This is a genomic window from Chamaesiphon sp. OTE_20_metabat_361 (genome assembly GCF_031364565.1).
Genome location: NZ_JANLWO010000372.1, coordinates 1 through 12,643, shown reverse-complemented (window position 1 = coordinate 12,643; position 12,643 = coordinate 1). Strand labels below are relative to the sequence as shown.

Genomic DNA, 12,643 nt, shown 5'->3' with positions numbered 1-12,643 from the left:
GGTGTCAAAAGCGGTAACGATCTCGGTAGGCGAGCCGCCAGCAATGACGGCTTCTAGGCACGATCGATCGGATTGGTATGTCAATCGACTGTGATGGCAAGGTAGCTGACTCAAGACAGCGGCGGCTCTGACAAACAGGTTATGTAAGGGTGTTGGTAACGCTCGCTCGGTGCCGACTAAAGCCAATTGTGTGGGTTTCAAGACAGTAGCAATCTGCTCGGATAGTGGCACTGGCTGGGGTGTGACGGCGGTTGCCGATCGCCAAGCTAGTTTTTCTTGTTGATACCGTAATGCCGCCGCTAAGCCGATTGTCGTGGCAGTACAGAGACTTTGCAAGATCTCCAAGAATTCGGGTAACATTTCGGCTTGGCTGAATACCGCCAATACCCCGATCGAATCGCCATCTACAATCAGTGGATATCCCGCAAAACCTTGAATGCCATGCGAAATCGCCCACTCTCGATCGAGTACCCAGGATTCGGCTGCTAATTGATTGCTCAGAAACGGGATTTGATTTTGGGCGATTTTGCCCACTTTAAACGCACCCACTGGCACTCTCGCGAAAAAGCCGTCCGTGCGTTGGTATAGTCCAGAAGAGGCGACTAGTTTTAACGCCGTGCGCTCTGGTTCCATCAACCAAATTCGGGCGAAGACGCAGCCAAATTTCTCGACAAGTCCATTGGTAACTCTGCACGCGATTTCGGCTGGTACCAAGCAACCACTAAAACTGGTGACGATCGCATTCACTTGCTGTAAATCTACCAGCAGCTTGGTACCATCCACCATTTCAAATACCGGATCGGTCACGATCGATTCTCCGCTGCAAAGATTCCCTAGATCCATTGAGCCGCGATCGGCTGGGTTTGGCTGTATGTTGAGATACGAAAGTAGGTGCGATTTTACTGAGATTAACATACTCACATCTTGCGCCCGGGAGGGAACCTTCCGGATTGTGCGAGACAAGACAGTACATGACAACTGATAAAATCGCCTCAAAACTTACTGCTATCCACTATCCACTATCCACTATTCACTATCCACTAAAGCATTAGTAGCAATTATTCCAGTACCGATCGTGGCAATCGAGGTAATGACAATCGGTACGCCATTTCCCATCACCAGCATTACTCCACCTAAAATAATTTGACTGCCAACTACGGCTATAAATATAGGTACAAATAATCTCGTTCCTATTTGCCATCCTGCTAATATTGAGAGATGACACCATCCAAAAATCCAGAGAAATTGTTCGGGCTGCGATGGGATTCTGAGTAAGTTGAGATTTGAATAAATTGCGGGGCGATCGTCTTTTAGCGAAAATGAATTAATTGCAGTTAGAGGTTTATGAATTAAGGTATCGCGTTCGCCGATGATGACTATTTTACCATGAAATAGATCTTGGAGCTGTGCTGGAGATGCTGCTGATAGACTCTCGGTTGTGACAGATTTTAACCGATCGAATACCCGACTGTTTAACTTCCACTGATGTTCTATTGAAGTCTGTGACAAATATTGCTTGAGATGATTATCTGTTAAAAATGCTTGGGGTTGGGCATGACGATCGATCTGTTCGATCGCCGCCGTTAATATCTGAGGATTGTTCAATTTTCCTAATACTCTCAGGGGTGGTTTTAGTAGGACGATATTATCATCATTAGCTGGTTGAAGCTGCGATAATAGATCGGTCGTCAGATTTTCTACTCGTTGAGAAAGCTCACTCGATTTTAAACCCATACTCAATCCAGCTATAACTAGACTCAAACCGAAGCTAGTCCAAAATCTATATTTAGGATCCGAAATAGTTCGACAGATATCGGTCAAATAATTTGGGGTTAGTTCGGACTTTGCAACTTCAATAAAATCTTGCCAACTCACCGGATGGCTGAGTGGATTATGAAATAAAACTGGGAGCCAGTTAGCAAATTTCAACCAAGATTCGGTAGAAATCGATATCCGAGCGCGTGCTAACTGAAAAGCTCGCACAAAATCTGCACCATTACTATATTCAGCTAATAATTTTTCTAAGAACTCTTGAGCGATCCGATTGGGAATTTCTGCCCGCATCACGATTAAATAAGTGATATTTGCATCTCTTAATTGGTGAGCGATACCTAATCCACTACAACAGTTAAAAATAGCGATTTGCAATCCACGGGCGACTGCTTTTTTAATTTCTGGTTTGAGGGTACTCACCTCGATAGTTGTGTGAGGATTGAGATAAATAACTCCCTCTAACTCGCGTTCATATTCAACACTTTCTCCATGTCCGCTGAGATAGAGAATATCGGGAGCATCTAGATTTAATCGAGCGACGATATCCTGAGCTGAGGTAGTTTCAAATGGTTTGAGATTGACATCTGGGAGCGATTGTAAGCACTGAAAATCACGATCGAGGTCTAATAGTGGATCTACACCGAATAGGGCGAGAATATCCACCTTAGCGTTGGGCACAACGAGCGGATTACTAAGATCGGTATTCTCAGGGTTGCTAAATACTTCTACTGCTAAGGGATAGTCAGTAAAAAAATCCCACAGATACCAGGGTAATTGCCAGATCGATCGCTGTGAAGCTTGAATAATAACTATAATTTCTTCGGTTTCACCAAGCTTAGTTCGTAACGATCGTTCGATCCGCGAAAAATCACTTTCACACAGCCATTTATTCAGTTCTATTTTCAGCCGATCGTGTAAGTTTCGCAAATCTTGAATCGAAACATTAGTAATGGCTCGATCGGCAAATTTCACTCCCCGATGCAGTTCATCTCGATTCAGACGAACGATCTCTTTATATAATAACTCCCACTGATTTAATGATGATTTTAAATCTGGTGCAGCTTGTAAGCTACATTTATCCTCCCAGACAGTTCGATCGATTGCTCTGAGTTCGATATTCACAGAACTAAAGCCAGCAGCTAGATCGCCATTACCTAATTTAATGATAATTTTTTTCATAGTAATATTAGATCGGGCTAAACTACAAAGCGTTCGATCGTCAGGCAACTATTTAGTTGTATTTGGATGCTAAATTTAGTGCCGATCGAGCAGGTGAAAGATGGTAGTTGAATATAATCATCATTAGTTCTAGCTACTACCATGCGTAAAGCAGAGCCATTTTCATCTAGATAACTCAATTGCAATTGCGGGGGAATAATTCGCTCGCCGCTACCTGGATGGATCTGGACTACTACGCGTACTTCCCCATCGGGTTGGGCAACTATGCCGACTAATAATACTACGGTGAGTCGCTGTAGCTCTAGTTGAAGATTAATTAACTTCGATCGATCTACTGTATGATTACCTTTGACAATCGCTGGTTGGTAATAATTTTTCCAACCACTAGCAATAGCATTACTAAACTTAGATTGCAGCCAATTGGATAAACTAAAACTAGGTGCAGGTGCATGTGCAAGAACTGCTTGTTGCAGACGGATATGATACAATTGGGTGCGAAGATTGGGATTATTTAGAATACTTCCCCATTGAAAAAACTCAACTTTAGTACGCGGTGAATAAGGCGAAGGCGTACTTAATTGTTTGATTAATTCGAGGGCGCGGTCTAAACTTAAATCGGGTAGTTCGGGAGTAGCGACAACTTCATTAAGATCTAACTCTTGTGCCATCCATAATATGTCGAGATTGGCAACTAATCGCTCGCTGGGTAGACTATAAGTGCGATCGCGTGCCGTATATTCACCCTGTTGTTTAAGCGTGCGGTGAGAGGTAAATCCCCAGATATTCATTCCGCTGGTATCGAAATCGATCTGTACGGCAAGATAATAATCACCCTGAAGATTTGGTAAATCCACCCATTCTTGTGGCACTCTAATCTCATCCCGATCGAGTGTATCGGTAGGGATTAAAATTAGTCGAGTTTTACCAATTTCAATCGCACAACCATTGACGACATCCCATAGTGGGTACATCTCTAGTTCTGACAAGCTAGAAGTATAGTCTATGCCCGATTCTGTCAACCACGTTCCGAATTTATGCAAACACAATCGATTCGATCGAGCATAATTTAATCCTGTCCGATTGGAGTAAAGTTGTGGTGATGGTTCGGCAATTTGGAGATCGGCTGCGGTAATTTCTAGCCAAAGTGTTTGTCGATCGATTTGCGCGATCTGTGCTAAATTCAACATGTTTCAAACTTTAAATATTAATTACCGTTGGTTCGAGTACCGCCACCGATTAAAATCGGGGCTTGTGATACAAAGTCCGCCTGTAATTCTCAATTCTCAATTAAATTAACTAGATATTGCTACTTGACTGAATTGAGGAGATCTCAACGTGATAAAGGCAGTCGCTTTTGTCAATCCCATCTGTGTGGGTTTGAAATTAAATTGCCATTGCCTTTCAATCCGCTCGATAAATAAATCGGCAATACTAGATTTAATCGAGTTAACATCATCATCAACAATTAACTTGAAGATTGCTAATAATAATTCAGCATAAAGATCTTCATAAATTAGTTTGAGTCGATCGATAATTGAATTTAGAAGTTCGACCGAGAGATCTTCATCTCTAAATGTTTTGCAATGTAAATCTGTAGCTAATTGCCTCAAACAGCGATCTCGACGGCGTTTAGCAGTCGATTGGTCGCAATCTAGTTCTACACCTACCTCTACTTGGGTCAGCTCTAAACCATAAAAAAACATCAACAATCGATCGCTATCGATCGCTAATTTGTTCGATAATTCGACAACATCCTGTTTGAGAAGCTGAGATTCTAATTGGTGGTGACACTCCCTCAAATCGGGAATTAGATCGATGAGTACCGTACTTTGAGCATGGTTACTCTCGATCGATCTGTCGAGAGTATCGGGTTGGGGTTGGAGATAGTTGCGAATGACTGCGCCCATATATTTTACTAGCTGAATCAGGGTGGCGCGATCGTCGATTGCCAGATCGACTCCCTCGCACTGCTCTATATATCGGGCTGATAGATTATCATAATGCACGGGTTGAGGATTTCGCGTGTCAAATTCATCGACGCCAATAGTATCGACTAAGCACTGGTGAAGCAATAATAGCTGCTCTAAGCGCAGATCTCGCTCGCCTTGGTGGGTGAGGGCTGTTTTCATCCGGCGGGGGCTGGTACGGGCGAGTAGCCCCAGATTGGTGCGTTTAAATCCACTCAGCTCTGGTAAACTGCGAATCCGATCGATTAGGAGTCGATCGAAGCGATAATTACTATATCGAACTAGACTCCGATACCAATTAGCCGGATCTGGCTGAAAGTTTGCTAAAAATTGGATTGGTTGACTGATAATATCTAGCGCAATTTGATAAATATCTGCCAGTTCGAGCTGGGTGGAATGATATTGGAGCGGATTAAAAATTTGGGATCTAATTCTTGCCCTGCCGAATGTGGAAAATAAAATATGCGCTAGTAAAGCAGTGATACAAGCGCAGGCTAATTTGTCTGTAGGACTAGAGCATATTCTATTTACTAATACATCAGCTATTTGTACTAAAGATCGATCTTCTAATCCCCTGAGATATCTTACCAGTCGCGGATCTCGCCGCCAATTCAAATGGTCTTGAGACTCACCGATGCTGGGAAATTCGCAGAAGGTTTTGAGACTATCCATACAATCACTCGATCTCGATCGGATTATTTGCTCTTATGATAATCGATCGGTTGGAGAATAGAGCGTGAAGTGTTTTCGGCAAATAATCACACCGATTAGGCGACACCATATCCGGTATAAGGTCTTTTATAGGGTGGATGCAATCCTAGAATAATATCTTGCTTCGACACGCCCATGTCCACCAGCTCTTGACCCACATCCACATCAGTCATGTTTTGCTGAATCCAGATTTTTCCATCTTTGATATCGAAGTGCATAATAGTGTCATACACTCTTTTCAATTCCTGCCATCCCACCCGCATTAGTTGATATCGTTCGCAAAGCGTCTCCGATAGGAGAATCGCGCTCGACATCAAAGAACAGCTCATTTTCAACATCATCATTGTTATTCTTTGGCAAATGTCGATCGTGTTCTTGCAACAAAGCCTGAATAGAGGCACGATATAGTTCTATTTTATCCATTGAACAATTTCCTCAAGGATTGGATTGTAGACGATTAGCTGAAGGCTATAGCGGTTTACAACAGTTTGAGCAAACCTAGTTTGAAAAAAAGTTTCATAAGCATCAATGGGAATCGCTAGGTAGAGATCGCGATCTGGCTCATGAACTTCAAGCATAACTTTGTAGTTTAAACGATGTAATATGTTCTATTTTGGGCGGGTTTCGATGTTTAATGCGGCTCGATCGATCTAATCCTTAACAATAGACTTCTTGCGAGAGTAAAAGCTAGATCGTGTTCGATAACGATCGAACCTGACTGTTATCTGCGACCGAATCACTCACCCCAGAATCGATCGAATCACTCACCCTCAAAATCGATCGAGGTAGTTGAAACAAAGGAGCGATCGGTTTATCCCCGCAATGGCAGCGATCGAGTTGATGATAAAATTAGCTGATTAATTAGCACGATCGCCCTCACCTAATGAGTCAATTTCCCCACGATGATTTTGCAAAAAACTTTTTAGATTCTTTATTATCGCCCTATGGCTTAGTACAGCCATCATAATCGAACCGGACGAGCGGGATTTAATTATGCAGTTATCGCCTTTATATTTGGAAAAGATTCAGGCTGCGGAGCGGGCTGGTGAAGCCAGAGGCGAAGCTAGAATGCTAGTACGGCAACTGAATCGTCGGTTTGGTGATGCGTCCGATCGATTTGCAGATCGCATTCAACAGTTAGAGATCGCTCGGTTGGAAGAGTTGGGTGAAGCGTTGTTGGATTTTACCAGCTTGGCAGATTTAGAGATTTGGTTTAGTCAAAATTAGCGACCTTTGTAGCGTGCCAGAGGCGATCGAACCCAGGAGCGAATTCAATCGACACATATTTTTAATCTTCGATCGAATTATTGGCTCGATCGCATTCGATCGAGATAGTTGGATCGAAAAGAGCGATCGAAGTCACTCGCCCATCATCCTAAAACCTCAAAACTGCTCGATTCTCCATCTCCTAACGTCCCTTCAACTGAGCGATCGTATCCATCACCTTCTGATAATAATCCGTCTGCCCCTGCTGACGAAGTAACTCAGCCCCCTTACTCCAATCCGCGATCGCTCCCTGTCGATCTGTTAGATCCAATTTAACTCCACCTCGGCCAATGTAAGCAGCAGCATCGTTGGGATTAATTTTAATCGCCCGATCGAAATCAGCGATCGCTCCCTTACGATCTCCTAAAGCTGATTTAGCATCCCCTCGGCTACTGTAAGCATCAGCCAAGTTCGGATTAATTTTAATCGCCCGATCGAAATCGGCGATCGCACCCTTATTATCTCCTCGCTCGGATTTAGCTAGACCCTGCTCGATGTAAGCAGCAGCATCATTGGGATTAGTTTTAATCGCCCGATCGCGATCGGCGATTGCCCCCTGTCCCTTCAACCGAGCAATTATATCCACCACCTTCTGATAATCATCCATCCGCCCCTGCTGGCGAAATAACTCAGCCCCCTTACTCAAATCCGCGATCGCGCCCTGTCGATCTGCCAGATCCAATTTAACTCCAGCTCGGTTACAGTAAGCCTCGGCATAGTCGGGATTAATTTTAATCGCCAGCTCGTAATTGGCGAGCGCTTCCTTATTATCTCCTCGCTCCGATTTAATATTACCTCGACCAAGGTAAGCCTCAGCATAGTCGGGATTAATTTTAATCGACAGCTCGTAATCGGCGATCGCTCCCCGTTTGTCTCCTAGAGCGTGTTTAGCATTACCTCGGCCAAGGTAAGCCTCAGCATAGTTGGGATTAATGTTAATCGCCCGATCGTAATCGGCAATCGCTCCCTTATTATTTTTTAGCTCTAATTTAACGTTACCTCTGTTATTGTAAGCCGCAGCCAAGTTCGGGTTAATTTTAATCGACCGCTCGTAATCGGAGATCGCTCCCCGTTTGTCTCCTAGAGCGGATTTAGCATTACCTCGGTTAACGTAAGCATCAGCCTTGTTCGGATTAATTTTAATCGCTCGATCGTAATCGGCAATCGCTTCCCGTTTGTCTCCTTGAGCGGATTTAGCATTACCCCGATTAAAGTAAGCATAGCTTTCTTCTCGCTGAATCATGTTGTCATAAATTTTAATCGCTGCTGCGTACTGTTTTTGCTGGAAGAAAATCTCGGCTTTATAATTTAGCAATGCTCGATCGTTCGGTTCTAGTTTAATCGCTGTGTCGATCGACTCTAACGCCTGTGCGTACTTTTTTCTCTTTATAAAAATTGAACTTTGATATTTCCAGAAATAGTAATAATTGGCACGCTCCTTGGCTGGCACTGCCGCGATCGCTTTGGCGATGGCCGCACTAGCTAGGTCGAGTTTTTCTGAATAAAGTAGTGATAATGCTCTACCATAGTTGCCAGTTAGGATCTGACCCTTGGTAATTGCCCTGTCGAAGGCGGTTACAGATTGCTCGAATTGGTTGGTTCGATACAGTTGATTGCCATAAGTCAGCCAGCGTTGACCATTGTCTTCAGGTGTGGGTTGGGCTAGATTTGCCATTGCCGTCTCGATGTTCTGGCGATCGACGGTAGCTAGAGCAGGGGCGGGAGTTTTAGCAATTTTCAGTAGTTGAGGATTGAGTTGCAGTCGTGGTGCTAATCCAATGAGGGTTTGGATCGATATACCTTGACTATTGCCTAACATCACATCTTTAGTCTGTTCGGCTCGACCATGAATGCCGATAACTCTACCAGCAGTATCAAAGACACCCCCACCACTCATCCCGCCATAACTGACACTGCTATAGATGATGTCATAACCGTTCCCAAAAGATTGTTGGTTTTGGGTTTGAAGTTTCCCTTGTTCGCGATCGAAAACGTAACCAGGATTGAGTTGCCATTGCCACAGAGGGCTACCAATTTTATCTCGCCCGGGAAAACCGCCTGCGAGAACAATTTCGTTGTTATTCGGGCTAATTTCATTGAGTTGGGCGATGGGGTAGGTGTTAGTGCTGGTAAATTTGACAATGGCTAGATCGACACCTGTTGCTAGTACAGTGCTGGTGAGATTGTGGGTATCTTGATCGTAGGTGATGAGTCGATTATTAGTAAATTTTTGTTGGTTTTTCTCGTTTTCTAGTACGTGCTTGGCTGTGACGACATAATAACTATTCCCCTCTTGGGCAACAATCACCCCCGAACCATTACCGCCACTATTTTCGATTCGGACTGTTTGTTTGCGGGCGAGATCGTTGAGCTTTGCCATGTAGCCAGTTGGGGTGGCTTGGGGCTGGATTTGTCCGACTGCCAAGCCATTAAATTTATAACGGTAAAGGATGTCTGGCTTGACTTTAATCAGGAAATTATAGACAGGTACGCCCCAATTTGCAGTCCGATATTTAGCGGCGAGTTTGGCTAAAGGTTTACTACCATCGTTGTAAGTATAGTTAGGTAAAATCGGTGCCGCACCGATCGTATTTATCCCCAAAAATACCCCACCCGCATCAAAAATCGGCCCGCCGCTCATCCCCTGACGCACGCCTTTTTCACCTTTGGCAATTTCATAGCCGATTTGCGTACCGTTATCGAAGGGAATATCGGAGAGTTGAGTAATCGCACCAGGGGAGATTCGGAGATCTTTGGAGTCGAATGGATATCCCGCGCTGTAGATATTGCGATCGTTTAGTTTGAGAATACCTGGATTGGCAAGGTTGGCTAATTGGTATTGCTTGGAACTGGTAAATTCTAGTAAGGCTAAATCGTACTTGCGATCGAATCCACCATCGATCGGTTTAGCAGTATACTTTTGCCCGTCGGGTGCTTGGATCTCAAATTGGGTTGTGCGCCTCGTAACGTGGGCATTGGTGAGGACGAGGTAGGTATTCCCCTTTTTGGCAATTAGGACACCTGAGCCGCCATTAGTGCCTGATGTGATGCGGACGGTGATGTCTTTGGCGATCTGATTTACTTTGGTGCTGGCTTGCTGTTGGGCTTCGTCGAGTCCCTGGAGTTCTGGATCGATCTTTTGGGCGATTTGGGTTGACGATTTGGGGTTTGTCGTGGGGTGATTCGATGATGCTGTTGCTTGTAGGAGCGAGATCCCTGGGAATAAAAACAGGCTCGATAGAATAATTGGCGTAATATTTTTCATATTTTAGCAATTTTTTAGTAGTTTCAGCTTCCCGAATTATTGGAGAAGTCTGGGGTCTAGCGTAATTCTGAAAAGTCTAGTTTCTGGGCATTCTTTAGTGGAATGCAACTGTTTGATTGAATCCATCGCCCTTTGAGACAGAGCCATCCGCACATGCTGCCGCAACAACTCAGCATATATTATTTAAGTAGGTAGGCATAATTAAATATAAAATACTGTGTAGGGTGGGCACTGCCCACCATCTAAGTTTCAGGCATTATCTATTTAATAAATATTTGCACCCACCTACCTAATTAAACTCATTGCTTTTTGATATAAATCCATCCGTCCTTGCTGCCTAAACAACTCAGCCGCTCTCCTGATATCCCCAATAGCTGATTCTTCCTGTCCTAACTCAGCTTTAATAAGACCGCGATTATAGTAAGCTTCAGCATATTGAGAATTTAGTGTAGTGGCTCGATCGAAATCTTGGAGGGCTGCTATTTTCTGCTCTAATTGGTATTTAACAGCCCCGCGATTATTGTAAGCATCAGCCAATTGAGGATTGAGGGCAATGGCTCGATCGAGATCTTGGAGTGCTGCTATTTTCTGCCCTAATTCGGATTTGACGATTCCGCGATTACCATAAGCCTGAGCCAATTGAGGATTAATGGAAATGGCTCGATCGAAATCCTGGAGTGCTGCTATTTTCTGCCCTAATTCGGATTTGACGATTCCGCGATTACCGTAAGCTTTAGCATGTTGAGGATTTATGGAAATGGCTCGATCGTAATCTTGGAGTGCTGCTATTTTCTGCCCTAATTGGTATTTAACAATTCCACGATTGTAGTAAGCAGATGCAGATTGAGGATCGAGCGTAATGGCTCGATCGAAATCTTGGAGTGCTGCTATTCTCTGCCCTAATTGGTATTTAACAACCCCGCGATTGTAGTAAGTATATGCCTCTGGTTGTCTATTGATGATGAGATTATATTCCTCGATCGCTGCCGATTTATTGTCCGATACAATTAGTATTCGCGCTCTTTCATTTCGTAACGTCAGATCGCTCGGTTCCAGCGCGATAGCCTTGTCTATCGCTGCTAGAGCTTGAGGATAATTTCCCGATAATCTCCAAAGAACACTCTGGTGTCTCCACAGGTAATAACTACCCTTAATCACCGATGCTGGCTCCTTACTCACAGCAGCAATCGCTTGCGAGATCGCATCTGTTGCCGAGCGAAGGTCGCCAGTCAATCCTAGTGCTAAAGCCAAGCCATAATTACCCGACACTACTTGCCCTCTAGCAGCCGCAGTTCTAAAAGCCTCTACTGCTTTCCGATATTTCCGCATTCGATATAATTGCCTGCCATAGGCTAATGAACGCTCTCCCCGCTCATCGCTACCTTGCGGTGGGGTGATATTTTCCATCGCTTGCCGAATATTACTGTTTTGTGCGGCAGTCAATGGTGCTGGTGGAGTATCGATAACTGTCAATAATTTCGGCGCGACACCTAACTGTGTCAATAATCCGGTAAAGGTTTGAATCGAGATCCCCGCACTATTGAAATCTTCTCCTTCGCCCCTACCATGAATCCCGATGATATTTCCCGCCCGATCTAAGACTGGCCCCCCACTCATGCCGCCATAACTAATACTGCTGTAAAGTAGATCGTATCGATCGGCAAATGTAGCTTGAGTTTGAGTCTCAAATTTACCCTGTTCGCGGCTATATACAAAGCCAGGATTGAGTTGCCATTGCCACAGGGGGCTATTAATTTTAGCCCGCCCTGGAAAGCCGCCGACAAATACGATGTCACCGCTATTAGGGCTAGATCGATTCAATTTACCAGTGGGATAAACATTGGTGCTGCTAAATTTCACCACTGCGAGATCTGTTCCTTTCGCAACTACGGTGCTGGTGACGGGATGCCGATCTTGGTCGTAGGTGACGATTTGGGCAGTTCCTTTGTTTTCGACTACGTGTTTGGCGGTGAGGACATAGTAATTATTACCTTCACGAGCGACAATTACACCCGAACCACTCTGGTTGTTCTCGATGCGGACTGTCATCTTACGGGCTTGTTGATTGCGTTCGGCGATGTATCCCGTTGGGGCGGGTTGTTGTGCCACCTTGGGCAGATTATCGTAACCGTAGAGGATATCTGGCTTGACATTGGTGAGAAAGTTGTAGACAGGTACGCCCCAATTAGCAGTTCGATATTTAGCGGCGAGTTTGGCGAGTGGTTTACTGCCATCGTTGTAGGTATAGTTGGGTAAAATCGGTGCTGCACCGATGGTATTAATGCCCAAAAATGTCCCCCGCTCGTCGAGAATTGCCCCGCCACTCATCCCCTGACGGATACCTTTTTCGCCCTTATTTGTGGTGTACCCGATTTGCGTTCCATTATCGAACGGAAGATCCGAAAGTTGGGAAACTTTCCCGCTGGTAATTCTGATGTCTTTAGAGTCGAACGGAAATCCCGCACTGTAAATAGTCCGCTCG

The 12,643-nt window shown here is 44.5% G+C and carries 8 protein-coding genes and 1 pseudogene; 1 reads left to right on the top strand and 8 read right to left on the bottom strand.

All coding sequences use genetic code 11. From position 1 onward, the window contains the following. The 6 genes and pseudogenes from RMO35_RS10895 to RMO35_RS25295 all read right to left on the bottom strand — a co-directional run. Positions 1 to 915, bottom strand: a 915-nt coding sequence (locus RMO35_RS10895; protein WP_309741123.1) for a GAF domain-containing protein, incomplete at its 3' end; no start/stop codon positions are given. A gap of 111 nt (positions 916 to 1,026) precedes the next feature. Further along, positions 1,027 to 2,952: a hypothetical protein gene (locus RMO35_RS10890; RefSeq protein WP_309741122.1), complete on the bottom strand. Its 1,926-nt coding sequence runs from the start codon at positions 2,950 to 2,952 to the stop codon at positions 1,027 to 1,029. Positions 2,953 to 2,969: 17 nt separating this feature from the next. Further along, positions 2,970 to 4,139, bottom strand: a complete 1,170-nt coding sequence (locus RMO35_RS10885; protein ID WP_309741121.1) for a DUF1822 family protein — start codon at positions 4,137 to 4,139, stop codon at positions 2,970 to 2,972. A gap of 105 nt (positions 4,140 to 4,244) precedes the next feature. Then, positions 4,245 to 5,591, bottom strand: a complete 1,347-nt coding sequence (locus RMO35_RS10880; RefSeq protein WP_309741120.1) for a hypothetical protein — start codon at positions 5,589 to 5,591, stop codon at positions 4,245 to 4,247. 95 nt (positions 5,592 to 5,686) lie between these two features. Beyond that, positions 5,687 to 6,053, bottom strand: a pseudogene (locus RMO35_RS25300) (XisI protein). Then, complete coding sequence (locus RMO35_RS25295; protein WP_310416546.1) at positions 6,041 to 6,235, bottom strand: element excision factor XisH family protein; 195 nt, start codon at positions 6,233 to 6,235, stop codon at positions 6,041 to 6,043. Before RMO35_RS25295 ends, RMO35_RS25300 begins: the two are co-directional and overlap by 13 nt. A 388-nt stretch (positions 6,236 to 6,623) precedes the next feature. On the opposite strand from RMO35_RS25295, the gene RMO35_RS10865 reads away from it, so the two are divergent. Then, positions 6,624 to 6,857: a DUF4351 domain-containing protein gene (locus RMO35_RS10865; protein ID WP_309741119.1), complete on the top strand. Its 234-nt coding sequence runs from the start codon at positions 6,624 to 6,626 to the stop codon at positions 6,855 to 6,857. A gap of 181 nt (positions 6,858 to 7,038) precedes the next feature. Here RMO35_RS10865 and RMO35_RS10860 read toward each other — a convergent pair whose 3' ends face one another. Together RMO35_RS10860 and RMO35_RS10855 are read right to left on the bottom strand one after the other, a co-directional pair. Then, a complete protein-coding gene (locus RMO35_RS10860; protein ID WP_309741118.1) occupies positions 7,039 to 10,161 on the bottom strand; it encodes a tetratricopeptide repeat protein in 3,123 nt (1,040 codons plus the stop codon). Between the two features lie 285 nt (positions 10,162 to 10,446). Further along, the coding region (locus RMO35_RS10855; protein WP_309741117.1) for a tetratricopeptide repeat protein at positions 10,447 to 12,643 on the bottom strand (2,197 nt) is incomplete at its 5' end.